Source organism: Arthrobacter sp. alpha11c (assembly GCF_054149985.1).
Window position 1 is genome coordinate 4,222,044 of record NZ_CP196747.1, and the last position, 22,389, is coordinate 4,244,432.

A 22,389-nucleotide genomic window follows, 5' to 3' on the forward strand; every position below is an offset into this window, starting at 1 on the left:
GGGCTCGATAAAGGAGGTTTGATCGCCCAGGCCGGGTCGATGTCGTTGGCTAGGATCAAGTTGGGCCGAGGGACGGCAGCTTGGGATAAGGGTGGGTTAGTGGACTTCGTGCCGTTTGTCGGAATCATAGGTGCTGTCGTCGGGGCCTGCATCGGCCTGTTGGGTCAGGGAAGCAACCGAAAAGAGCAGAGACGCAAAGACCTGCTCGAACGAATCGCCAGTCTCTTGAAGGCCTGCGATGACGTCCATTTGTCGGCCAGACGGTTGAAACGGCTAGTACGGTTGCAGAACAAGGAAAAGGCCCGAGAAGTGGCGGGTGACCTTACCGCGGCCATAGGGGAGGTGGGACATCAGGCGCAGTATCTGCAACTAACGGCGCCTTATAAAATCCGGGTAAAGGTCGAAGAGTTGGCGAATGCCTCAACCGATGTCAGCCGCGCCGCGGATGTTTGGGTCCACGATAACTCGGGTGGCCCCTCCGAGGACTTCAAGATCGCGGGCCAGAGGTACTTAGAACATCGAGAAGCTCTACTCGAACACGTTCGCCCAGACATCCACAGAAAGCCCTGGTGGGTTCGTAAGTCAGCTAATAAAGGCTGACAACAGATGACCCCTGGACACTCATAACAGAAACTCGCCGCTCGCGATGAAGGTGGAATCGCGGCGAATATGTCTGGAGCAAGCGGAGCATCACCCGTCGGCGGAGTGGGCAAGGCCTTATCTTCCCTTGTCCTCGATCCACGGCTGACGCAATTGCCTAAGGCGGGCCCTACGAGAGCGGGCGCCGCACCATCTGACGAATGGGTTCAGCGCAGTGACCGCTGTGGGTGAGGGGAGAGCGGGCGGAGCTGGTCATCGGTCACGGGCAGCGACACCGTGAAATAGATCTGGGGCGCCGTCATATCGCCCCAGTCTTCCTTCTTCACCCGTACAGCGTCAGGTGTTACTTCGGCGATCCGGACGCGCAGCCACGTGCCGTCGTCGAGTAGCAATTCGTGGGGGTCGGCGAGGTAGCGCAGGCCGAGGTCATCGAGTGTTTCCTCAGCGGTGAACCAATCCACTTCGTCCGTGCGTGGACGTCCCAGCATGTCGATTGCGACGAATCCGTCACCTGCGGGCTTCATCCACCCCACGTGCTCGCCATCGTCCGAACGTCGGTGCTCGATCCAGTCCGCTTCCATACCTCGACGGTAGCAGCGTGTCCCGGCCGCCGTGCCTAGTGGATGGTCGCTAGCAAGATGCCAACCAGCACGAACAGGCAGCCGAACACACGGTTGAGGACCTTCTGGCCGCGCTCGTCGTGGGTGAAACGCTGGAATGAACGCGCGGCCAGAGCGAAGAAGAACCACATAACCAAGATGTCGATAACGAGGACGGTGGCCGTCAGCACGGCATATTGCTGAAGCAGCGGCTGGTCCAGCCGGATGAACTGCGGCATGAAGGCCAGGAAGAACACGATTGCCTTGGGATTCAGCAGGTTCACCCAGACGCCGCGTTGGAACATGGAAAGGCCGGACTCGTTCTTTCGGCTGTCCACCTTTTCCTCGTCCAGGTCCGGCTTGCGCAGGAACTGTCGGATGCCGAGGTACACCAGATACGCCGCGCCGGCGTAGCGGACGATGTTGAAGATCACAGGCGAATTCGAGACGAGCACGCCGACGCCCAAGGCCACGATGACGATGTGGATCACCAAGGCCAATTGCTGGCCGAGGATGCCCCAGATGGAGCGTCGGAAACCGGAATTCAGCGAGTTGCTCATGGTGAAGATGGCTCCGGCGCCGGGAGTGAAACTGATCAGGGTGCCGGCGCCAACCAGGGCCAGCCAAAGTGAAAACTGCACCATCTCAGCTTATGCCGGTGAGGTGCGTGGTTTGGACGCGTTGCTTCCTGACATAGTCTGGCGCTCGGGACAACAGAATGACCCCAGGGCGTTGACTCAGTTGCCGTTTGAGTTCAATAGGTGTCCGTACCTCTTCACGAAATCCTGCCACCAGTGGCATTCGGGATACTTGGACAGGCTCGAATGGCGCCAGTGGAGCATGGTTTCAGGCAGATCCCTTCGGTGTTGGTCAAAGAAGGAGTGGAGCTCGACGGCCGTTGCCCGCGACTCATCGATGCCGTAGTTCCCGATCATGAGTAGCCCACGTGCTATTGCCAGTCTCCGAAGCTTCTCCGTCTCAGCAGGCGAAGGCTCAGCGCTTTCAAAATCGAAATGTTGCCAACAACCGCCGTAGGCGATGGCAAAGTACTTGATCCCTTCCGTCGTAAGAACCTCGAAAATGTCGTCGAAGAGCGGCTCCAGCGAACCATCAAACTGATAACTGGCGATGCCAATGCTGGTTAAACACATGTCGGAATTGAGGCCGATGACAACAAGCCTGCTGAGCGGTATCTCATTGGGAACTATGTATGGACGCGCGAGCACCTGGATGTCGAAGCCAGCTTGAATAATCATAATTTGACGCTATGGCCTGACTGGCAGGCAGAAAATAATGCTCTTGGCCTATGTGGACAATCCCAGCGTTGGGTCCTGACCTTGTTTGGCCGCCAAGACTGCCGGTTGAAGCCCAAATGGGTTGATTTCCCGGCATCGTGAGCCCAAACAGGGTCAGGAGGCCACGGCTTAGGGCAAACTGGTGCCGTGAGCGGAATCCCATGGGTACTGCACGTTGACCTCGACCAGTTCATTGCGGCTGTCGAGGTCCTCCGACGCCCCGAGCTTGCGGGAAAACCGATCATTGTGGGTGGCCGCGGGGACCCCACGGAACGTGCTGTGGTATCCACGGCATCATATGAAGCCAGGGCGTTCGGCGTGGGTTCTGGAATGCCACTGCGCATAGCGGCCCGGAAAGTGCCGGACGCCGTGATCCTTCCCGTCGACCAGGAGGCTTACCTGGCGGCGTCGCACGTAGTGATGGCCACCCTGCGCGCACAGCCGGGCGCCAAGGTTCAGGTGCTCGGTTGGGATGAGGCCTTTGTTGGCATCGAGGCTGAGGACCCGGAAGCATATGCCCGGCAGATCCAAGCTGCCGTCCTGGAGCAAACCCGGTTGCACTGCAGCGTGGGCATCGGCGACACGTTGGTCCGCGCAAAGAATGCGACAGATTTTGGCAAACCAGCGGGCATCTTTCGGTTGACCAAAGAGAACTGGCTCGACGTCATGGGCAGCAAGCCCACTAAGGAGCTGTGGGGCGTCGGGCCCAAAGTGTCGCAACGGCTGGCAAAGCACCACATCACCACAGTCGCCGAGCTTGCCGCGTCCGATCCCCAGGACTTGGTCCCGGAGTTCGGCCCCAAGATGGGCCCTTGGTATGCGCAGCTCGGACGAGGCGAGGGCGCCAACGAGGTGGACGACACCCCGTGGGTTGCCCGCGCACACGGCCGCGAGACCACGTTCCAGCAGGACCTCACGGAACCCTCCCAGATCAGCGACGCCATCAAGGAGCTGACAGCGCGGGTCCTTGAAGACGTGGCAGCCGAGGGGCGACCCGTGGTCGGGCTGACCCTCAAAGTCCGGTACGCCCCGTTCTTCACCAAGACCTACGCAAGGAAGATTCCAGAGACCTTCGACCGCGACGAAGTCCTCGCGCAAGCCTTGGACGTCACGGCGCGGATCGAGCCGGACCGTCCCATCCGGCTTCTGGGACTACGCGCCGAAATGTCGATGCCCGATGACGCCCGAAAGGGACACACCCCCACCCGCAGCGGATGGTGACAGCACAGCGCCTGGGCAAGGCACGACGGCGGTAGGCCGGCTACCAGCGCGGGTGGATCGCTTCGCGGAAATACCGACCATAGATGTCCCGGACCCCGGCGGTGAGCCCTGCCCCGACGTGCTGCATGGCTCCCGCCTCAGCGTTCGCATGTGCTTGGACTGACGAACGAGCACCGGGAATGACCGTGCTGACACCGTCCTGGGCGATCACCCAGGCGAGGGCCGCCTGGGCGGTGCTGACGCCGTCGGGCACTAACGCGCTGAACTCTTGTGCGGCTTTTACACCGGTGGTGAAATCGACGCCCGAGAAGGTCTCGCCGACGTCGAATGAGGAGCCGTCGCGGTTGTAGTTGCGGTGGTCGTTCTCCGCGAACTCGGTTTCCGGCGTGTACTTTCCGGACAATAGCCCGGAGGCCAGCGGCACTCTGGCGATGATGCCGACTCCGGCCTGCTCGGCTGCCGGGAGAACTTCATCGAGCGGCTTCAGCCGGAAGGCGTTCAGGATGATCTGAACGGACGCCGTATTCCCGCGGTTGATGGCTTCAAGGGCTTCATCAGTCCGCTCCACACTGACCCCGTAGTTACGGATAACGCCTTCGCTGACGAGAGTATCCAGTGCGTCGTACACCTCATCCCGCGTGTAGACGGCGGAGGGCGGGCAATGAAGTTGGACGAGGTCCAGGGTGTCCTGCTGCAGGTTCCGCCGCGAACGGTCCGTCCACTCACGGAAGTTGGCGAGGGTGTAGTTTTCGGGCACGTGGTCCACGCGCCGGCCCATCTTGGTGGCAACCATCAGGTCCAGCCCGGGGTTGGCGCGCAGGAAGCGTCCGATCAGCTGCTCACTTCGGCCATCGCCGTAGACGTCGGCTGTGTCGAAGAAAGTGACGCCGCCGTCAACCGAGGCTTCCAGGACGGCAAGTGCGTCTTCCTCTGTGACGTCGCCCCAGTCCGCTCCGAGTTGCCACGTGCCCAGTCCAACGGTGGACACCGACCGGCCGGTCTTACCAAGTATGCGCTGTTCCATGGATTCGACTATATGGGGTCAGTGCTCGTCCATTCGCGCCACTTTCCCCATCAAGTACCGCCGCTCCTGCAGGCTGCCCGTCTTCTTGGCGGCGGCGAGGTAGGCGGCACGGGCTTCCTTATATGAGCCCGCCATCTCGTATAGGTGGCCCCGCACCGCATCCAGGCGGTGCGACCGACCGATCGCCGAATCCAGCCCGACGAGCAGCTCAAGCCCAGCGGCTGCCCCATTGACCATAGCCACAGCCACAGCACGATTCAGCGTCACCACGGGACTGGGCGCTACGGCTTCCAGGACCGTGTACAAGGCGAGGATCTGCGGCCAGTCGGTTTCGGCGTCAGACGGCGCTTCCGCATGAACGGCGGCGATGGCGGCTTGGAGTTGGTACGGCCCAGCCGCGCCACGTCCAAGTACGGAAGACAGGAGTGCGATCCCTTCCTCTATCTGCCCGCGGTTCCATAAACTCCGGTCCTGTTCGGACAGCGGCACGGGCATCCCGTCAGCCAGGGTTCGCGCGGCACGACGGGAGTCCGTCAGCAGCATCAGAGCGAGCAAACCGGTGGCCTCGAACTCGGCCGGCGCCGCGCTCACCAGCAGGCGTGCCAACCGGATCGCTTCGGTGGTGAGGTCTTCGCGTTGCAGTGAGTCGCCCGAGCTCGCGGCGTAGCCTTCGTTGAAGATCAGGTACAGGACGTGAAGTACGACGCCGAGCCTCGCCTTGCGCTCGGACGCCGGCGGCATGTCGAAGCGGGCGCCCGCCTTCTGGATCCCTTGTTTCGCACGGCTGATGCGCTGTCCCATGGTCGCTTCGGGGACGAGGAAAGCGGAGGCGATTTCCGGCGTCGTGAGTCCTCCTACGGCCCGGAGCGTCAAGGCGATTTGCGACGGTGCGCTGATCGAAGGGTGGCAACACAGGAACATCAGGGTCAGGGTGTCGTCGGCTTCGGACACGGTGCTGTCCTGGAAGTTGACCTCCATGGCGGCGACGCGTTCTTCCCGCGCACGCCGTGCGCTTTCACTGCGCCACACATCAACCAGCCGGCGCGATGCGACAGCCAGCAGCCATCCTTTGGGATTTGTTGGCAGCCCGGATGGCCATTGCAGGGCGGCCTCAATGAGGGCTTCTTGCACTGCATCCTCGCAGGCGTCGAACTGTCCGTGGTTGCGTGCAAGCACGCCGAGGACCTGCGGCGCCAAGGTGCGCAGCAGGTCCTCAATGTCGCGTGGGGGAACCTCGCGTGGGAGAACGGCCAAACTAGACCTCCGGGGGACCGTCCGGGATAGCGCGCAGCTCCACCACCTGCGAGTACTTGACGATGCTCGAGCAGATTTCCACGGCGCGTTCCTCGCTGGCCACGTCCACCACCCAGTACCCGATCAGCGACTCCTTCGACTCGGCGTATGGGCCGTCCGTGGTGATGACGCCGTCCGGGGTCTGCTTGACGAGCTTCGCGGTGCTGCCATCAGCCAGCCCTGCGTTAAAGACGAGTTCACCGGAATCGCGGAGGTCCTTGTCGATCTGGATCATGAACCCGATCATTTCCTTGACCCACTCCGGATCGGCGGTTTCCATCATGCCCTCGGCGGACCCGAACATCATGATCATGTATTTCATCTCAAACTCCTTATGAAGTGGCACCCTGTTTGGGTGCTTTCACTCATGGGTCGGAACTGCGGGGCGCTTTTCTACATGGTTCGGCAAAGTTTTTTGGGAAAGTTCCTTCACGCGCAACCTATGCCCGGGCGATCACCTCGCCGTTGGGAATGAGGAAGTAGCCATCGTCCGTGGCTCCCCAGCGGTGCCAGCCCGCAGCGATCCGGGCGAGGTCGGCCTCATTGGCGAACCCGTATTCGAGGGCTTGCTCGGCAAAGGCGGAGTGGAGGACACGTTCGCTCCACACGCGGGACTGCCATGCCCGTTGTTGGGCTGTGGCGTAGAGCCAGTTGCTGCTGCTGGGCGCCACCTGGGCAAAGCCTGCCTGCTGCGCCCACGAGACCAATCGACGGCCGGCATCCGGTTCGGCACCATTACGCCGTGCGATCTTCTGGTAGAGCTCCATCCAGTCATCGAGCTCGGGGACTTCCGGGTACCAGCTCATGCCGTGGAAATCGGCGTCGCGGACGGCCACGATCGCGCCCGGTTTTGCCACGCGGCGCATCTCACGCAGCGCGGCGACGGGATCGGTGAGGTGCTGGAGGACTTGATGGGCGTGGACGAGGTCGAAGGTCTCGTCCTCAAACTCGAGATCGTAGATGTTGCCGGTTCGGAACTCCACGTTGTCTACGCCGCGGTCCTTTGCCAGTTCCGTTGCCTGGGCGACGATGTCCGCCGAGCGATCCAAGCCGATGACCTGCGCGGGTGCAACCAGCCCCGCGAAATCGCACGTGATGCTGCCCGGTCCGCACCCGACGTCGAGGACCGACGTCCCCGGGGTGAGATGCGGAATGACAAACGCGGCCGAATTCTCGGCCGTCCGCGAGGCATGGGCCCGGACAACCGACTCGTGGTGCCCGTGAGTGTAAACATCTTCAGGCTGCTGCGCGTTCATAGGGAAACGCTACAACTTCGCCAGGGGATTTCGGCGGAATGCGGTTAGTTGCCGTTCTCCGCGGTTCCCGTGCGGGCCGCTATGGTGGCCTCGATCATGTCTGTCATGAAGCGCCGGACAACGTCCAGTTCGTCAGCGTTGTACGCGCCCATGGCCTGGCCCATACGGATGGCCAGCGGCATGAACATGGCACTTCCATCCTTGTAGGCCTTTGGAGTCATAACCAGCTGGATCTGGCGCCGGTCCGTGCCGACACGTTCGCGCACTACGTGTCCCGACGCGTGAAGCCGGTCCACCAACGCGGTAGTGGCGGGCGAACTCAGGCGTAGTTCGTTGCGCAGGACGCCAGGCGTGACGACCCGACCTGCGGCAGAATGGCGCATGATCACGGCAAGGGCATTGAGATCCGTCCGGTGCATATCGTTCCGGCCGCCTGCTGCGTCGACATAGTGGTTGGCTTCGAGGGTGAAGTCCTGAAGGAGCCGCACCAAGTCCTGGGGCGCCGCTGTTTCCGGGCGTTCGCCACCGGGGTGCGGGCCTGAAACTTCAGCCATCTTGCCCTCCCACCTGCGTTCGACCGTGATTAGTGCCCTGTCGGATATTACTCCCAGCCCAACAGGAACCCGACATCAGTAGATGGTTCACTCTTGGAATAGTTCCATGATAGAGATATTCTGTGGTGGAATAAAGACTTCGTCACGTCTCGGAAGAAGGACTCATGAACCCGCAGAAGGTACCATTCTGGCTTCGATGGCTCGTGCCGGTGGTGCTTGTCATCATCTGGCTTGGTATTGCCGGCGTTGGCGGCCCAACGTTCGGGCGGTTGGACGAGGTCTCTTCCAATGACCAGGCGTCGTTCCTCCCAGCAGGCGCCGAAGCGACGGAAGCAGGCAACTGGCAGGCGAAGTTCCGGGACTCCAAAGAGATCCCTGCGGTGGTCATCGTTGAGAACGGGACGGCCTTCACCGCGGCCCAGCTTGGCGAAGCAGCCCAACTGAAAGCTGACATTCAGGCGCTCAAACTGGGGGACGCCGTCGTCGGGCCTCTTCCCTCGGAGGACGGCAAAGCGGTCCAGTTCATTGTGCCAATAGCGTCTTCGGATGAGCTGCGCGACAAGATCCAGGAGCTCCGAGAGGTCGTTCAGCCGGGTGCCCCGGAGGGAACGCGGGCCTTTGTCACGGGTCCCGCGGGCCTGACCGCTGATCTGGTGAACGCGTTCGGCGGCATCGACGGAATCCTCCTGCTCGTCGCGCTCGGCGCCGTGTTTATCATTCTGCTGCTCGTGTACCGCTCACTCGTGCTGCCTCTGGCGGTCCTCCTAACATCGGTTTTTGCGCTTTGCGCAGCGATTCTCCTGGTGTTTGCAATGGCCAAACTGGGCTGGATCCAGCTGAACGGCCAGAGCCAAGGCATCCTCTCCATCCTGGTGATTGGTGCGGCCACCGACTATGCGCTGCTGTATGTGGCCCGATTCCGCGAGGCCCTGACCCACACCACCAACCGTACGAGGGCCGTGGTCGCGGCGTGGAAGGCCTCCTTCGAGCCGATCCTCGCGTCGGGCGCGACCGTCATCATCGCCCTGCTTTGCCTGCTCTTCTCCGACCTGAACTCCAACAAGGCGCTGGGCCCTGTGGCAGCTGCCGGAATCCTTTGCTCGCTCTTCGCCGCGCTTACCCTCCTCCCGGCGCTCATGGCCCTGCTGGGCCGCGCCGCCTTCTGGCCTTTCCGTCCCAAGCTCCTGCCCGACGACGAACGCGAACCCGAGCTGGTTACTGGACTTGAGGGGCAAAAGGGTCTGTGGCGGGCAACTGCTTCCCTGGTTTCCCGGCGGCCACGGACTGTATGGGTGGCTTCGGTCCTGCTGCTCCTGGTGGCCTCGGCAGGCGTCCTGCAATTGAAGGCCAACGGTGTCCCCCAAACGGACGTCATCCTCTCAGCCTCCGACGCCGTGGACGGCCAGGACGCGCTGGCGCGGCATTTCGACGCCGGCAGCGGCAGCCCCGCCGTCGTGGTCGCCTCCGAAGGTGCCGCGCAGGAGGTGCTGGACAAGGTCAAAGCGGCCGACGGCGTGGGGGACGCCTATCTCCTGGCTGACGGAAATGTGCCGATCACCGGCGCCCCGGGCACTCGGACCGATCCCGCCGTCCGTGAGGGCAAGGTGCTGATCAATGCGACGCTCGACTCTGCCGCCGACTCGATTCAAGCTGAAGAAACAGTTAAGTCCTTGCGGGTGGCAGTAAAAGAGGCCGACGCTGGCGCCTTGGTCGGTGGGGTCACAGCCACTGCGTTGGACACCAACACCACCGCACAGCGCGACTTGGTGGTCATCATCCCCATCGTCCTGGTAGTCATCCTCTTCATCCTGATGCTTTTGCTGCGCTCCGTTGTGGCGCCTGTGCTGCTGGTGTTGTCCGTGGTCCTGTCCTATGCGGCAGCAATGGGTGTTTCAGCGTGGGTGTTCAACGGCGTCTTCGGATTCTCAGGTGCCGATGCCACGGTTCCCCTCTTCGGGTTCGTCTTCCTGGTGGCACTGGGCGTGGACTACAACATCTTCCTGATGAGCAGGGTGCGTGAGGAATCGTTGAAGCATGGGACGCGACCCGGAATCCTGCGGGGTTTGGGCGTTACGGGTGGTGTGATTACATCCGCGGGTGTTGTGTTGGCTGCAACCTTCGCCGCGCTCGGAGTCATTCCGATCATGTTCCTGGTGCAGTTGGCGTTCATCGTGGCCTTCGGGGTGCTGCTGGACACAATTCTGGTCCGCTCTCTTTTGGTGCCCGCACTCGCGTACGACATCGGACACCGGATTTGGTGGCCAGGAAAGCTTGGCCGCCAGCCTGATGCGGTGACGCGTCCCCGTGAGGAGGAACGGACGGCGGTCGTGCGGTAGTTCCTTATTCGGTAGTTCGTCATTCGGCCGCGACGACGTAGCCCGCGCCTCCGTCCACGGTGACTCGTTGGCCCGTCTTGAGCAGCCGCGTAGCGTTGCCGGTTCCGACGACGGCGGGTATCCCGTATTCCCGGGCAACCAGCGACGCGTGGGCGGCGAGGGTTCCGCCGTCGGTGACCACCGCGGCGGCCCGAGCGAAAAGGGGCGTCCAGGCTGGTGCGGTGGTTCGCGCTACGAGTATCTCGCCGTCGAGGAAGCTGTCGAATTCGTCCAGGCCTGACATAACCCGCACTCTGCCCGTGGCGCGTCCAGTGCTGGCCGGGTGGCCAACCATTGCACCCGCGGGAACCTCGCGGGTTGTCCTGGCTGCCTCAACTGCGCTCGCCACGGGATCAGCTCCAAACCTGCCGGGTTCGCCAATGATGAGTGGTGCGTCCAGACGCCGTTGCATCTGCCACGTTGCACGGCGGTTTCCTACCAGCTCCCTTAGGTCCGCCGACGCGTTCATCACCTCACTCAGGTGGAGGAAATGGATGTCCTGCGGGTTCTCGATGGCTCCTGCGGCAGCGAGGTTTTCTCCCAGCCGTTTGGCGCAACGGCGCAGGACCGGCCATCCCAGGGTGAGGTAAAGGGACTGTTCTTCCCGTAGGGCGGCGTAGTACTGGGCCATCGTCAGGAGGGAATCAAAGCGGGTGAAGGCCCTGGGACTATCAAGCAGCACTGCCCTGGCCGCGGCTTCGGCTGCCTTTCGCTGTACGTCAAGCGCTTCCTTGCCTGCGGTGGTTGAATCCGCTTCTTGGCTACGGATGCCGGCCTCGCCGTAGGTCGGGTGGTACCAGTCGAGGGAGTAGACGGCCGATTCCGATGGTGTCGCAGTGCTGCCGCTAAGGCCGCTGCTGCCGGTGAGGCCGCGGAGGAGTGCCTGATGGCCGAGCAGCCCTGCGGGTTTGTCGCTCAAGGGAGCGGCTAGGTGCTTTTGCCAGAACCTGGCCAGGGCCGCTTCGATTTTCCAAGCAGATCCGCCCACCACGGCCAGTGACCAGAGGTAGATTCCCGCCTGCTGGGCGATGGCATTCACAAGCTCGATGAGCCTTGCCGGGGATGCGGTGTCCACTTCCTGCTCGGCACTGCGCACGAGTTCCCGATAGTCGGGCAGCAACTGGTGTCGCCATTTCAGTTCCAGCCCATGGAGAACAGCGCGGTGCGCCGCAGCCGGATTGCGGGAGACCCGGAGAAGGACGTTGAAAAGGAACCATGGCAGGCGACCACGGCTTCGAACTATCAAAGGTGCCACAATCCTTGGGGACGGAATCGGCGGGGCGTTGTAGTACCAGCCGTTGACGGAGCCGTAACGAAACGGCACCCGCACCTGAATATCGTCTTCCATGCCGTCGAGATATCCGGCCTCGATCCGGGGCAGAAGCCAGTCCTCGAACAGCGGCGTCATGGGATCTGGAAGCCATTCACCGAGCCTGAAGTTCCGTGCCCACAGGCCTTCGCCCGGAGCCGTCCAGGCTGCTGGCGTGGGAAGCGCCGTCATCGGGCGGGCCTGAAGAAGGAATAGGGCACCGTCGTGGTCCAGCGCCCACTCGATGTCTTGCGGCACTCCCGCTCGTTCGTGGATCCGACGGGCCAGCGCCGCTACTAGCCGTGCTTGGTCCGAGGTGAGGATGGTGCCGTCCCTGTTGCACGTAGCGTCGCTGGCGCGGACTGTCCATTGCTCTCCGACTGCTTCACCGGACACCAGCGACTCCCCAAGGCCCGCGACGGCAGTGACAATGGTTTCGTCAGGGTCGCCGGTCAGTGGGTTGGCAGTAAAGGCAACGCCGGCGGCATGGGGCTGGACCATCTGTTGAACGAGTACCGCCATGGAAGGGCTTGCCGCATCGCCGCGGGCCGCTGCTCCGAGAGCAGTCTCATACGCTGCAACTCTATTCTCCGCAGCCGAAGCCAAGCATTGCCTGACAGCCTGCTCAAGGTCATCCCGCTCAACGTTCAGGAAGGTTTCGTAGAGACCAGCATAGGAAGCGCCGGCGAGGTCCTCGGCGGCGGAAGAGGACCTGACAGCGTACGGCCCCGGACCTATCCTGCCGGCAGCAACTTTCAGAGCGCCCGCGAGGTTGTTGCCGAGTTGCCCGACCACCTCCGACGTGACGACGAACCCCGCTGGCACCTTGAAACCCTCTGCCGTGAGCTCGGAAAGAGTGGCTGCTTTGCTGCCCAACACCGCCCGGTCTGCGCTCGCAGAGCCAAGCTGCGGAAACTCGCTTATAGCCATGGCTCTCCCTCTTCGCAGACACTTCCGGTTTCAGACAGTCGCGGTTTTAGATAGTCGCGGAGCGTCTTTCGATCATTATGGTGTCGCGCCATTGCCCCGCGAGTGGGCCAAGAGGCATCCGGGCGATCCGATTCCGTCGGCCGACAACTGTAAAGCCCTCCGCAATGTGGAGCCGGATGCTCGCTTCATTCTCGGGAAAGACGCTGGCCTGGATCGTCCAGATTCCTGCTTCTTCAGTGGAGGTGATCAGCGCGCGGAGAAGGGCCTTGCCTACACCCAAACCACGGGCTTCACCGGCCACATAAATGGAATGCTCCACGACGCCCGCATACGCTGCACGCGAGGAGATGGCGGATACGGCTGCCCAACCGCGGATCCGGCCTTCGGTTTCCGCCACCAGCCGGTGATCCTTGAGTCTTGTAGCGTCGAATTGCTCCCACTCAGGAGCAGCGGGCTCAAACGTGGCGTTCCCGGACTCGATGCCTTCAGCGAAGATTTCCCGGACCACCGGCCAATCGGGCGGGGTCATTTTGCGGATCCGGACCTCGCTGTTGGCCAACGACGGTGTTGTCTCTGTAGCCTCCCTTGTCCCTGCAGTCTCCCTTGTCACAGGGTCTCCAGCAGGCCGGAAGTGCGCTCAATGGCACCCGGGACCAAGGAGTAGTAAGCCCATGTGCCCCGCTTTTCGCGGTGCAGAAGACCGGCATCCACCAGGATCTTTAAGTGGTGTGAGACTGTCGGCTGGCCGAGGTCCAGGGGCTCGGTGAGATCGCAGACGCAAGCTTCGCCGCCGTGTGCGCTTTTGACGATGGACAGCAGACGGAGCCGATTAGGATCGGCCAGCGCCTTAAACACGGAAGCGCGGACCTGGGCCTCATAGGCATCGAGGGAGGGCTGGGCTGAAGGCTCGCAGCAAGCTTCATCGCCAGCACTTGCCGGCCTATCCACGGCTGGGAGTTCGTCCGCGTGTAGCAGTTGAAGGGTTTGCGGGGAGTCCATACATCCATTATGCACATAGATTGACAATCATCGATATAGATGCTGATACTTATATCGAACTTCATCAATCTAATGCCTTGGCTGTTGCCGGGCAGAATTCCAGGAGCCTAGTGAGCACGCCGACGCAGACCACAGCCCGTAAGCCTGAGGGCGGCGCCGCCGTAGTAGGACGGCTTTCGGCAGTGGACCGTTTGCTGCCGGTGTGGATCATCGCCGCCATGGCGCTGGGCCTGATTTTGGGAGGACTGGTCCCGGGCCTGAATTCGTGGCTGGAAGCAGTGAAAGTTGGCGAGGTTTCCTTGCCAATTGCCGTCGGGCTATTGGTCATGATGTATCCGGTTCTTGCCAAAGTGCGATACGACCAAGCAGGCAGAGTACTGACGGATCGTCGGCTGATGGTTACCTCCTTGGTGATCAACTGGTTTTTAGCTCCAGCGTTCATGTTCGGGTTGGCGTGGATTTTCCTTCCTGACCTGCCCGAATACCGCACGGGACTCATCATCGTCGGCTTGGCCCGCTGCATCGCCATGGTGATGATCTGGAACGACCTCGCTTGCGGCGATCGAGAATCGGCTGCCGTGCTGGTATTTATTAATTCGCTATTCCAAGTGATCGCGTTCGGAGGCCTCGGCTGGTTCTACCTCCAGTGGCTTCCGGCCCTCCTGGGCCTGCCCACCACCAGCGCGGACTTCTCTTTCTGGGCCATCACGGCATCAGTACTGGTCTTCCTGGGCATTCCACTGCTAGCCGGCTTCCTCACCCGAAGGCTGGGCGAACTGGCGAAGGGCCGCGACTGGTATGAGGCCCACTTGCTTCCAAGGATCGGGCCCTGGGCGCTGTACGGGTTGTTGTTCACCATCACGCTGCTTTTCGCCTTGCAGGGTGGAAATATCATGACGCGACCGTTGGATGTCCTCCGGATCGCGCTGCCACTGCTGGTTTACTTCCTCGTGGTATTCGGGGCCGGGATCGCGTTGGGCAAATGGCTGAACCTCGGTTACGCCAAAACCGTCACACTCGCCTTCACTGCGGCTGGCAACAACTTTGAATTGGCCATCGCCGTGGCCATTGGTACCTTCGGCGTCGCGTCCGGCCAGGCGCTTGCCGGCGTCGTTGGGCCCTTGATTGAAGTACCCGTACTTGTTGCACTTGTCTATGTAGCCCTCTGGGCACGCAAGCGCTATTTCACTCCCGCGATGATCGCTGCCCCACCCTTGGAGGAGAAGCATGACCACTGAAACCAACAAGAAGCCCTCCGTCCTGTTCGTCTGCGTCCACAACGCCGGGCGCTCGCAGATGGCTGCCGCGTTCCTGACCACCCTCGCCAAGGGCGCGATCGAGGTCCGTTCCGCCGGTTCCCAGCCCGCCGACAAGGTCAACCCGGCCGCCGTCGAGGCCATGGCCGAACTGGGCATCGACATGTCCGCCGAAATCCCCAAGGTACTCACCACCGAAGCCGTCAAGGAATCCGACGTCGTCATCACCATGGGCTGCGGTGATGAATGCCCGTACTTCCCCGGCAAGCGGTATGAAGACTGGGTCCTGGAAGACCCCGCTGGCCAGGGTGTTGACGCGGTCCGGCCTATTAGGGATGAAATAAAGACCCGCATCGAGGGCCTGATCGACTCCCTCATCCCTGCGTCCAAGTAATCCGGCTTCCCGCATAGGAGAGATTCTCATGAGTAATGACGTCAGCGCTGAACAACTGATTATCATCGGCTCAGGCCCCGCCGGCTACACAGCGGCCATCTATGCCGCCCGGGCAGGGCTCAAACCGCTCGTCCTGGCCGGTTCGGTCACTGCGGGTGGCGCTTTGATGAATACCACCGAGGTGGAAAACTTCCCCGGCTTCCCGGGCGGTATCCAAGGCCCCGAGTTGATGGACGGACTGCAGGAGCAGGCCGAGAAGTTCGGCGCCCGCATCGTGTTCGACGACGTCACGGAAGTTGATCTGAAAGCTCACCTTAAGCGCGTGGTCACCGGTGCGGGCGAGACGCACGAAGCGCCCGCCGTCATCCTCGCTACTGGCTCGGCCTATAAGGAACTCGGACTGCCGGAAGAGAAAAAGCTCAGCGGACACGGCGTGTCCTGGTGTGCAACCTGTGACGGCTTCTTCTTCCGGGAACAGGACATCATCGTGGTCGGAGGCGGCGACTCTGCCATGGAAGAAGCCACGTTCCTGACACGGTTCGGCAAGTCCGTGACTGTTGTGGTCCGTAAGGGTGAGCTCCGTGCCTCGCGCATCATGGCCCAGCGCGCCAAGGACAATCCCAAGATCAGCTTCGCCTGGAACTCCGCCGTCACCAAGATCCACGGCGACACAAAGGTCACCGGAGTGACTCTCACTGATACCCGCACTGGAGAAACCCGGGAACAGGCTGCCACAGGGATCTTCGTTGCCATCGGTCATTTGCCGCGCACCGAGCTTGTCGCCGGGCAGGTAGACCTCGACGCTGAGGGCTACATCAAGGTCGATTCGCCCACCACCTGCACCAATCTCTCCGGGGTCTTCGCATGCGGGGATGCAGTGGATCACCGGTACCGCCAGGCGATCACCGCCGCCGGAACGGGGTGTGCTGCAGCGCTGGATGCTGAACGATTTCTGGCGGCACTTGAGGACGCAGACAGCATAGCTACGGCACTGGTGGAAGAACCCACCCACGCCTGAGTATCTTCAACGATGAAAGAGGACACCATGGAGTCAGCGAAGAACCTTCCCATCGCGGTGATCGGTGCCGGCCCGGTCGGTTTGGCCGCAGCAGCGCACTTGCTCGAACGTGGCCTCGAGCCAGTCATCTTTGAAGCTGGACCCGCTGCAGGTGCCGCCATTGAACAATGGCGCCACATCCGGCTCTTCTCGCCCTGGCGTTTCAACATCGATGCCGCCGCCGTCCGCCTCCTGGAACAATCAGGCTGGGAATCACCGCGCCCCACAGCCCTGCCTTATGGCGGGGAACTCATCGACAACTACCTCACCCCGCTGGCAGCCACGCCCGCCATAGCGTCCCGGTTGCAGACGGGCGCCCGCGTTATAGCCGTCACCCGTCTCGGACTGGACAAGACCCACGTTCGGGACCGGGACACCACTCCTTTCCTGGTCAGGGTGGAGCACGCAGGCGGCGAAACCCGTGATCACGTTGTGGCTGCCGTCCTCGATGCCTCAGGAACGTGGTCAACGCGCAACCCATTGGGCACCTCTGGCCTGCCCGCCATTGGCGAAGAGACTGCGGTGGACCGCATATCCTCGCCCCTTCCTGACGTCACAGGGCGGGACCGGAGCAGCTTTGCCGGCCGTCGTGTCCTCGTGGCGGGCGCTGGCCACTCGGCTGCGAACACCTTGATCAATTTGGCCGATCTCTCCAAGGACGAACCCAATACCCGGATCCTGTGGGCCGTGCGAGGCGGATCTGCAGATAAGGTCTATGGTGGCGGAGCCGCGGACGGATTGCCCGCCCGGGGTCAGCTCGGCGCCAGGCTTCGTCGGCTCGTCGAGGCCGGAAGCATCGAACTGCACACACGTTTCGGCATAGTTGGCCTGAAAACGCTCGATTCCGGAGTGAGCGTTGAATCTGTTGACGGACGCACTCTGGATGTCGATGTCATCGTTCCCTGCACCGGCTTCCGCCCTGACCTGGCGATCCTGCGAGAACTCCGTCTCAACCTCGATCCTGCCGTTGAGGCACCCACCGAGCTCGGCCCACTGATTGACCCCGAATTCCACTCCTGCGGCACTGTCCCTCCACACGGTGCCAAGGTGCTGGCACATCCAGAGAAAGACTTCTACATCGTGGGCATGAAGTCCTACGGCCGTGCCCCTACCTTCCTGCTGGCCACGGGCTATGAGCAGGTCCGTTCAGTCGCCGCTGCACTGGCCGGTGACCACCAAGCGGCGGACACAGTGCATCTGGAATTGCCCGAAACCGGAGTTTGCTCCACGGACGCCGCGACCAGCTGCGATGTCCCCGCCACGGTCATCAACGAAGAAGCGGATTCGGGCTGCTGTGCTTCACCCGAACCAGCTTTCCTCGGCTTCCCGACCGGACTCGCGCACGGCCGTTCCGGCAATTAGTCGCTAAGCGTTGACGGTGTTCCGTTCGCGATAGCCATCGGCGGCGTAGACGCCCAGAATCCGCACCTCCGTGGTGAAGAATTCCAGCTCCTCCAGTGCCCGGCGGAGACGAGCGTCCGAAGGGTGCCCTTCGACGTCGGAGATGAACATGGTGGCCGCGAACTCGTTGCCCACCATGTAGCTCTCAAGCCTGGTCATGTTCAGGCCGTTGGTCGCAAAACCGCCCAACGCTTTGTAAAGAGCTGACGGGACGTTGCGCACACGGAACACGAAGCTCGTGATTGCGGGACCGGGGAGCTCCTCCTTGGTGGGGATTTCGCGTTCCCGTGCAAGAACCACAAAGCGGGTGGTGTTGGTGGGGTCATCCTCGACGCCGGACGCCAGGACATCCAGACCGTACAAGCCTGCGGCCAGTGGAGGAGCGAGGGAAAGCTTGCGGGGATCGTTCCAGTCGCGCACTTCCCTGGCTGATCCTGCCGTGTCTCCGGCGATAACTGGCTTGAGGCCCGCTTCCCGGATGATCTTGCGGCACTGACCCAAAGCGTGGATATGGCTGTGAACCTCTGTTGCGCCTTCAATGGTGCTGCCTGGAATGCCCAAGAGGTCGAACCGGATCGGCAGGAAGTACTCGCCCACGATTTGCAGCTTGGACTGGGGGAGCAGCACGTGGATGTCAGCCACACGTCCGGCGATGGAATTCTCAATCGGGATCATCGCCAGCTCGACTTCGCCCGTGGAAACCAGTTCAAACGCGTCCTCGAAGCTGGCGCACGGCACGCTTTCGAGTTCGGGGAACATTTCCTTGCACGCGAGATCCGAATTGGCTCCCGGTTCACCTTGGTACGCAATCTTCTGGGCCATGGTGCTCATGCTTTCACGCGGAGCACCCTCAAACCCAACTAGGGGACAGATAACGGCGCTATGACGGTTCAGAGCGACGTTATCTGTCCCCCAGTTGGGCCAGGGGCCGGAACCTAGCCGTTGATGATCTGCGGAACGCCGAGGGCCTTGAGGCCTTCCGCGCCGAACTCCAAGCCATAGCCGGACTGCTTTGCGCCACCGAAGGGGATGCGAGGGTCCACTGCCCCGTGCTTGTTGATCCACACGGTTCCGGCTTGGATACGGGAAGCAACCTCGCGGGCGGCAGCCAGGTCGGAGGACCAGACTGAGGCGCCGAGTCCGACGTCGAGCGCGTTTGCTTTGGCGACGGCCTCGTCAACGGTGCTGTACCGGATGATCGGCAGGGCGGGGCCGAACTGTTCCTCGGCCACCAGCGGGTTGTCGTTGTCGATGTCGGCTACCAGCGTGGTGGGGTAGAAGTTGCCGGGCTGATCGGCGTCCGGGTTGCCACCGAGCAGGATGCGGGCACCGGATGCGCGGGCGGCCTCCACCAGGCGGGCCACGATGTCGTACTGCTGCCGGTTCTGCAGCGGGCCCAGGACGTTGTTCTCGTCCAAGCCGTTGCCCATCGGCATCGCAGCGGCAACGGCGGCCAGTTCCGTACACACTGCCTCGTACAGCGAGTCGTGGACGTAGAGGCGCTTCAGCGCGGCGCAGGTCTGGCCGGTGTTGATGAAGGCACCCCAGAACAGGCCCTCGGCGATGGCTTTGGGGTCGGCATCCGGGAGGACGATGCCGGCGTCGTTGCCGCCAAGTTCCAGCGTGAGGCGCTTGACCGTATCAGCCGACGAGCGGATGATCGCCTTGCCTGTGGCGGTGGAACCCGTGAACATGACCTTGCCGATTGCCTCGTGCGCTGCCAGGGCCTCGCCGACGTCGCGGCCACCGGACACCACGGACAGCAATCCCTCGGGCAGTTCCTGATTGATGATTGCGGCCAACGCCAGCACGGACAGCGGAGTGTATTCGGAGGGCTTGACCACCACGGCGTTGCCCATGCGCAGGGCCGGCGCGATCTGCCAGACGGTGATCATCATGGGCCAGTTCCAGGGGCCGATGGCACCCACGACGCCGATGGGCCGGTAGTGCAGTTCGGCGCGGGTTTCGCCGTCGTCCACCACGGTTTCAGGGTCCAGCGGCGTGGCGGCAGTTGCCCGGAGCCATGCTGCGCAAGCGCCGACTTCGAAGCGGGCGTTCGGGCCGTTCAGCGGCTTGCCCTGCTCGCGGGAGAGCAATTGGGCGAGCTCTTCAGCAGAGCGTTCGACGGCGTCGGCGGCCTTCATGAGTGCAGCGGACCGCGCGTCGTGGCCCAGGGCAGCCCAGGCCGGCTGTGCAGCTGCGGCAGCTGCAACAGCGGCGTCAAGATCTTCAACGGTGTGGACGGGGGCTTCGCCGACAGCCTCACCCGTTGCAGGGTCAAGAATCGTGCGGCTGTTCTGGCCGGTGGCTGGGGTGATCGAGGCCAGCAGGGCGTCGTAAGTCTCCATTGGTACTCCGCTCGGGTAGTAAGTCTTGGCGGCCGTTGAGGCACGCGGCGATGATTCCAGTGTGGTTGGCGTCACGCTGAGTCGCCTTGTCTATGCACGAACAGCCCTTGACGGGAAGCGAACGCTTTCCCTCGGCCCCTTTCGTACCGGATAATTTGGCGGGTGACTCTTGCATCCCTCGCCGCCTTCGCCGGTCTCTGCCTGGTCCTCTCCGTGACCCCGGGCCCGGATACGTTCCTGGTCCTGCGCATTGCCCTGAACCGGCCAAGCGCCGGGATCGCTGCGGCGGCTGGATCGGCAGGTGCCGCGATTGTCTGGGCTGCCTTGGTGGGTATCGGATTGGCCGCGCTGTTGGAACAATCGGCCGAACTCTTCCGGTGGCTGAAGATCGCGGGCGGCTTGTACTTGCTGTACCTCGGCGTTTCTTCGTTCATCAAGTCCCGGAAGGCGGCCAAGGCAGGAGTCACCGGAGCAGGCTCGGAGGCACCCCTGCCGTACAGCCGGCTCGCGGCGCTGGGCGCAGGAGCGCTCTCCACCATGCTCAACCCGAAGGTGGGTCTGTTCTACCTGGCCGTGGTCCCACAGTTCATCCCGCATGGCGGCGACACTATGGGCACGTCACTCATCCTGGGCATCGTGGTTGCCGTCATTGCTTTCGCCTACCTCTCGATGATCGCAGTGGTGGCGTTCAGGGCGATGCGGTGGCTCAAGCGCCCCAAGGTGAGTACCGCCGTCGAGCGTGTCAGCAGCGGGGTTATCGCGGGACTGGGCGTCGGCGTGGTGGCGTCGGGCGCCACCAGCTAGCCCACCCAGCAGTTAGGCAGCCAGCAACCTCAGATAGTTGTCCAGCTGCCCTTCAAGATCCTGGGCAAAGTGCTCTGCGGGGGACAGCGCTGCCACGATCTGGGCGCCCAGCATCATGTTGAGCAGATGATCGGCGACGGCGGCGTCCCCAATGGGGGCGGCAATCTCGCCGGCCGCGCGGGCTGCCGCCGCATGTGCGGTGATGGTGTTGTGCCACTGGTTCATGGACTCGCTGTGCAGGGCTGCCATCTCGGCGTCGTTGAGTGCCTTCTGCCAGAACGGGATCACGATGCGGGCTTCGTTGACCCGTTCCTCGTCCAGCGGCAGGACTTCGGCGCAGAAGGCGCGCAGGGCGGCGATGCCGGCTAAGCCCGAGGTCACGGCGGCGATGCGCTGGTTGGTGCGGTTGAAAACGTGCCCGAAAGCTGACGTCAGCAGCAGATCCTTCGTGGGAAAGTAGGGCTTGAGGGCGCCATTGGCAAAGCCGGCTTCCTCGGCAATTTCGCGCATAGTGGCGCCTTCAATGCCCAGCCTTGCAATGATCCGCCAGGTTGCGTCCACCAGTTCGAGGCGTCGTTGATCGTGGTCCACAATCTTTGGCACTTTACGGGGCTCCCGGAGAAATATATGGCAGACAGGTCTTGGGTCTCATCTTACGTTTCAGGCGGGCGCTGACTGAGCGTCAAAGGTGCGCCTGTATTCCGTGGGTGTGATGGCAAACGCGCTTGCGAAGTTCTGCCGGAGCGTCACGGGGCTGCCAAATCCGCAGTCAGCAGCAATCTGATCTACCGACAAGTCTGTGGTTTCCAGTAGTCGCCGGGCAGCATCGAGTCGTCGTGTGCGTATCCATGCCGAAGGTGTCGTCCCTGTTGAGGCACGGAAAGTGCGGACGAATGTTCGGCGACTCATGTGGGCCTGGGCCGCGAGGCGATCGATGCTGAGGTCCTCGCCCAGCCGGCCCAAGGCCCACTCCAGCAGGCGCGCCATTGGATCATCCGAGGAGCGTGGTGGAAGGGGGTGCTCAATGTACTGCGCCTGTCCGCCCTCACGGTGTGGGGCGATGACCAGGCTGCGTGCGATGCGGTTCGCTGCCTCCGCTCCCAGACGGGCTCGAACCAAGTGCAGGCAAGCATCCAGTCCGGATGCTGTCCCCGCGGAAGTCAGCACGTCTCCGTGATCGATGTAGAGCACTCTTTGATCGAGGAATACATCGGGGTGCCGGTTGGCCAGGGCGTCGAAGGCCTGCCAATGTGTGACGGCAGAACGTCCGCTCAGGAGGCCGGCATCGGCGACTGGGATAGTGCCAAGGCAGAGCCCCAGGATAGTTACGCCGCGCCCGTGAGCCTGTTGAAGGATCTTGCGTAGAGTCTCGCTGGTTTCGCGTCCGTCCGCGAACCACGACGGCACCACCACAACGTCTGCCTGCTCTGCGGCATCCGGGCCATGGATTTCCCCTAATTGATAGCCCTCGGTGGTTCGAATATGGCCCGCCTCGTCCGAGAAGAGCACCGTGTTCCATTCAGCCAGGCCTTGCCGTGTGACCTCGTCGAAAACCATCTGCGGAACCGCCAGATGAAACATCGTGACGTCATCGAACGCGTAGACAGCGATCCGCACGCAGCCCTCCTCTATGTTATTGGCCTGATTCCATCGTAGATGGGCATTTGTGCCACT

Annotated in this window: 23 protein-coding genes; 8 read left to right on the forward strand and 15 right to left on the reverse strand. The window is 62.5% G+C overall.

The genetic code is table 11. The features are described from left to right. Positions 1 to 99: 99 nt before the first annotated feature. Entirely contained in the window at positions 100 to 600 is a 501-nt protein-coding gene (locus ACTAQJ_RS19620; protein WP_498698650.1) for a hypothetical protein, read from the forward strand. Between the two features lie 206 nt (positions 601 to 806). On the opposite strand, the gene ACTAQJ_RS19625 is transcribed toward ACTAQJ_RS19620, so the two are convergent. From ACTAQJ_RS19625 to ACTAQJ_RS19635, 3 genes are all read right to left on the reverse strand, one after another. Beyond that, a complete protein-coding gene (locus ACTAQJ_RS19625; protein ID WP_498698652.1) occupies positions 807 to 1,181 on the reverse strand; it encodes a hypothetical protein in 375 nt (124 codons plus the stop codon). Between the two features lie 35 nt (positions 1,182 to 1,216). Next, the gene (locus ACTAQJ_RS19630) at positions 1,217 to 1,843 is read right to left on the reverse strand and encodes a LysE family transporter (protein WP_498698655.1); all 627 of its coding nucleotides are present in this window, start codon (positions 1,841 to 1,843) and stop codon (positions 1,217 to 1,219) included. A 93-nt stretch (positions 1,844 to 1,936) separates the two neighbouring features. After that, a complete protein-coding gene (locus ACTAQJ_RS19635) occupies positions 1,937 to 2,455 on the reverse strand; it encodes a hypothetical protein (RefSeq protein WP_498698657.1) in 519 nt (172 codons plus the stop codon). A 186-nt stretch (positions 2,456 to 2,641) separates the two neighbouring features. On the opposite strand from ACTAQJ_RS19635, the gene ACTAQJ_RS19640 reads away from it, so the two are divergent. Beyond that, entirely contained in the window at positions 2,642 to 3,715 is a 1,074-nt protein-coding gene (locus tag ACTAQJ_RS19640) for a DNA polymerase IV (RefSeq protein ID WP_498698659.1), read from the forward strand. 40 nt (positions 3,716 to 3,755) lie between these two features. On the opposite strand, the gene ACTAQJ_RS19645 is transcribed toward ACTAQJ_RS19640, so the two are convergent. The 5 genes from ACTAQJ_RS19645 to ACTAQJ_RS19665 all read right to left on the reverse strand — a co-directional run bounded on the left by ACTAQJ_RS19645 (position 3,756) and on the right by ACTAQJ_RS19665 (position 7,842). Then, positions 3,756 to 4,739, reverse strand: a complete 984-nt coding sequence (locus ACTAQJ_RS19645; protein ID WP_498698660.1) for an aldo/keto reductase — start codon at positions 4,737 to 4,739, stop codon at positions 3,756 to 3,758. An 18-nt stretch (positions 4,740 to 4,757) separates the two neighbouring features. Then, positions 4,758 to 5,993 (reverse strand): RNA polymerase sigma factor, encoded by a 1,236-nt coding sequence (locus ACTAQJ_RS19650; RefSeq protein ID WP_498698663.1) that lies wholly within the window; start codon positions 5,991 to 5,993, stop codon positions 4,758 to 4,760. 1 nt (position 5,994) lies between these two features. Beyond that, positions 5,995 to 6,354: a YciI family protein gene (locus tag ACTAQJ_RS19655; RefSeq protein WP_216926769.1), complete on the reverse strand. Its 360-nt coding sequence runs from the start codon at positions 6,352 to 6,354 to the stop codon at positions 5,995 to 5,997. Positions 6,355 to 6,472: 118 nt separating this feature from the next. Then, a complete protein-coding gene (locus ACTAQJ_RS19660) occupies positions 6,473 to 7,288 on the reverse strand; it encodes a methyltransferase domain-containing protein (protein WP_431116851.1) in 816 nt (271 codons plus the stop codon). Between the two features lie 44 nt (positions 7,289 to 7,332). Continuing rightward, positions 7,333 to 7,842 carry a MarR family winged helix-turn-helix transcriptional regulator gene (locus tag ACTAQJ_RS19665; RefSeq protein ID WP_498698666.1) on the reverse strand — a complete coding sequence of 170 codons (510 nt, stop codon included), beginning with the start codon at positions 7,840 to 7,842 and terminating at the stop codon, positions 7,333 to 7,335. A 164-nt stretch (positions 7,843 to 8,006) separates the two neighbouring features. Here ACTAQJ_RS19665 and ACTAQJ_RS19670 point away from each other — a divergent pair, with 164 nt between their 5' ends. Then, entirely contained in the window at positions 8,007 to 10,178 is a 2,172-nt protein-coding gene (locus tag ACTAQJ_RS19670; RefSeq protein WP_498698668.1) for an MMPL family transporter, read from the forward strand. A gap of 19 nt (positions 10,179 to 10,197) precedes the next feature. Here ACTAQJ_RS19670 and ACTAQJ_RS19675 read toward each other — a convergent pair whose 3' ends face one another. The 3 genes from ACTAQJ_RS19675 to ACTAQJ_RS19685 form a co-directional block, all read right to left on the reverse strand. Beyond that, on the reverse strand, positions 10,198 to 12,456 hold the full coding sequence (locus ACTAQJ_RS19675) for a PEP/pyruvate-binding domain-containing protein (protein ID WP_498698669.1): 2,259 nt from the start codon (positions 12,454 to 12,456) through the stop codon (positions 10,198 to 10,200). 46 nt (positions 12,457 to 12,502) lie between these two features. Then, positions 12,503 to 12,985: a GNAT family N-acetyltransferase gene (locus ACTAQJ_RS19680; protein ID WP_498702227.1), complete on the reverse strand. Its 483-nt coding sequence runs from the start codon at positions 12,983 to 12,985 to the stop codon at positions 12,503 to 12,505. A gap of 77 nt (positions 12,986 to 13,062) precedes the next feature. Next, positions 13,063 to 13,455: an ArsR/SmtB family transcription factor gene (locus ACTAQJ_RS19685; RefSeq protein WP_431116846.1), complete on the reverse strand. Its 393-nt coding sequence runs from the start codon at positions 13,453 to 13,455 to the stop codon at positions 13,063 to 13,065. 110 nt (positions 13,456 to 13,565) lie between these two features. Here ACTAQJ_RS19685 and arsB point away from each other — a divergent pair, with 110 nt between their 5' ends. From arsB to ACTAQJ_RS19705, 4 genes are read left to right on the forward strand one after another with little or no spacing between them, the layout of a single operon-like run. Continuing rightward, positions 13,566 to 14,693: an ACR3 family arsenite efflux transporter gene (arsB, locus tag ACTAQJ_RS19690; RefSeq protein ID WP_498698671.1), complete on the forward strand. Its 1,128-nt coding sequence runs from the start codon at positions 13,566 to 13,568 to the stop codon at positions 14,691 to 14,693. Beyond that, the gene (locus ACTAQJ_RS19695; RefSeq protein WP_498698673.1) at positions 14,683 to 15,105 is read left to right on the forward strand and encodes an arsenate reductase ArsC; all 423 of its coding nucleotides are present in this window, start codon (positions 14,683 to 14,685) and stop codon (positions 15,103 to 15,105) included. Before arsB ends, ACTAQJ_RS19695 begins: the two co-directional genes overlap by 11 nt. A 28-nt stretch (positions 15,106 to 15,133) precedes the next feature. Then, positions 15,134 to 16,123: a thioredoxin-disulfide reductase gene (gene trxB / locus ACTAQJ_RS19700; RefSeq protein WP_498698676.1), complete on the forward strand. Its 990-nt coding sequence runs from the start codon at positions 15,134 to 15,136 to the stop codon at positions 16,121 to 16,123. 27 nt (positions 16,124 to 16,150) lie between these two features. Then, positions 16,151 to 17,524: an FAD-dependent oxidoreductase gene (locus ACTAQJ_RS19705; protein ID WP_498702228.1), complete on the forward strand. Its 1,374-nt coding sequence runs from the start codon at positions 16,151 to 16,153 to the stop codon at positions 17,522 to 17,524. A 3-nt stretch (positions 17,525 to 17,527) separates the two neighbouring features. Here ACTAQJ_RS19705 and ACTAQJ_RS19710 read toward each other — a convergent pair whose 3' ends face one another. Both ACTAQJ_RS19710 and ACTAQJ_RS19715 read right to left on the reverse strand, forming a co-directional pair. Beyond that, entirely contained in the window at positions 17,528 to 18,385 is an 858-nt protein-coding gene (locus tag ACTAQJ_RS19710; RefSeq protein ID WP_498698678.1) for a prephenate dehydratase, read from the reverse strand. A gap of 113 nt (positions 18,386 to 18,498) precedes the next feature. After that, positions 18,499 to 19,911: an aldehyde dehydrogenase family protein gene (locus ACTAQJ_RS19715; protein WP_498702229.1), complete on the reverse strand. Its 1,413-nt coding sequence runs from the start codon at positions 19,909 to 19,911 to the stop codon at positions 18,499 to 18,501. Positions 19,912 to 20,073: 162 nt separating this feature from the next. On the opposite strand from ACTAQJ_RS19715, the gene ACTAQJ_RS19720 reads away from it, so the two are divergent. Further along, a complete protein-coding gene (locus ACTAQJ_RS19720) occupies positions 20,074 to 20,715 on the forward strand; it encodes a LysE family translocator (protein ID WP_498698682.1) in 642 nt (213 codons plus the stop codon). Positions 20,716 to 20,727: 12 nt separating this feature from the next. Here the strand turns inward: ACTAQJ_RS19720 and ACTAQJ_RS19725 are convergent, their stop codons facing one another. Next, on the reverse strand, positions 20,728 to 21,318 hold the full coding sequence (locus tag ACTAQJ_RS19725; protein ID WP_498698685.1) for a TetR/AcrR family transcriptional regulator: 591 nt from the start codon (positions 21,316 to 21,318) through the stop codon (positions 20,728 to 20,730). A 57-nt stretch (positions 21,319 to 21,375) separates the two neighbouring features. Beyond that, positions 21,376 to 22,332, reverse strand: a complete 957-nt coding sequence (locus ACTAQJ_RS19730) for a GlxA family transcriptional regulator (protein WP_498698688.1) — start codon at positions 22,330 to 22,332, stop codon at positions 21,376 to 21,378. Positions 22,333 to 22,389 lie beyond the last annotated feature (57 nt).

What these genes read in the sequence shown, in the direction of transcription:
- ACTAQJ_RS19625 (WP_498698652.1), bottom strand. Translation starts at nt 1,181, where the DNA reads ATGGAAGCGGACTGGATCGAGCACCGACGTTCGGACGATGGCGAGCAC.
- ACTAQJ_RS19630 (WP_498698655.1), bottom strand. Translation starts at nt 1,843, where the DNA reads ATGGTGCAGTTTTCACTTTGGCTGGCCCTGGTTGGCGCCGGCACCCTG.
- ACTAQJ_RS19635 (WP_498698657.1), bottom strand. Translation starts at nt 2,455, where the DNA reads ATGATTATTCAAGCTGGCTTCGACATCCAGGTGCTCGCGCGTCCATAC.
- ACTAQJ_RS19645 (WP_498698660.1), bottom strand. Translation starts at nt 4,739, where the DNA reads ATGGAACAGCGCATACTTGGTAAGACCGGCCGGTCGGTGTCCACCGTT.
- ACTAQJ_RS19655 (WP_216926769.1), bottom strand. Translation starts at nt 6,354, where the DNA reads ATGAAATACATGATCATGATGTTCGGGTCCGCCGAGGGCATGATGGAA.
- ACTAQJ_RS19660 (WP_431116851.1), bottom strand. Translation starts at nt 7,288, where the DNA reads ATGAACGCGCAGCAGCCTGAAGATGTTTACACTCACGGGCACCACGAG.
- ACTAQJ_RS19665 (WP_498698666.1), bottom strand. Translation starts at nt 7,842, where the DNA reads ATGGCTGAAGTTTCAGGCCCGCACCCCGGTGGCGAACGCCCGGAAACA.
- ACTAQJ_RS19670 (WP_498698668.1), top strand. Translation starts at nt 8,007, where the DNA reads ATGAACCCGCAGAAGGTACCATTCTGGCTTCGATGGCTCGTGCCGGTG.
- ACTAQJ_RS19675 (WP_498698669.1), bottom strand. Translation starts at nt 12,456, where the DNA reads ATGGCTATAAGCGAGTTTCCGCAGCTTGGCTCTGCGAGCGCAGACCGG.
- ACTAQJ_RS19680 (WP_498702227.1), bottom strand. Translation starts at nt 12,985, where the DNA reads ATGACCCCGCCCGATTGGCCGGTGGTCCGGGAAATCTTCGCTGAAGGC.
- ACTAQJ_RS19685 (WP_431116846.1), bottom strand. Translation starts at nt 13,455, where the DNA reads ATGGACTCCCCGCAAACCCTTCAACTGCTACACGCGGACGAACTCCCA.
- ACTAQJ_RS19695 (WP_498698673.1), top strand. Translation starts at nt 14,683, where the DNA reads ATGACCACTGAAACCAACAAGAAGCCCTCCGTCCTGTTCGTCTGCGTC.
- trxB (WP_498698676.1), top strand. Translation starts at nt 15,134, where the DNA reads ATGAGTAATGACGTCAGCGCTGAACAACTGATTATCATCGGCTCAGGC.
- ACTAQJ_RS19705 (WP_498702228.1), top strand. Translation starts at nt 16,151, where the DNA reads ATGGAGTCAGCGAAGAACCTTCCCATCGCGGTGATCGGTGCCGGCCCG.
- ACTAQJ_RS19710 (WP_498698678.1), bottom strand. Translation starts at nt 18,385, where the DNA reads ATGGCCCAGAAGATTGCGTACCAAGGTGAACCGGGAGCCAATTCGGAT.
- ACTAQJ_RS19715 (WP_498702229.1), bottom strand. Translation starts at nt 19,911, where the DNA reads ATGGAGACTTACGACGCCCTGCTGGCCTCGATCACCCCAGCCACCGGC.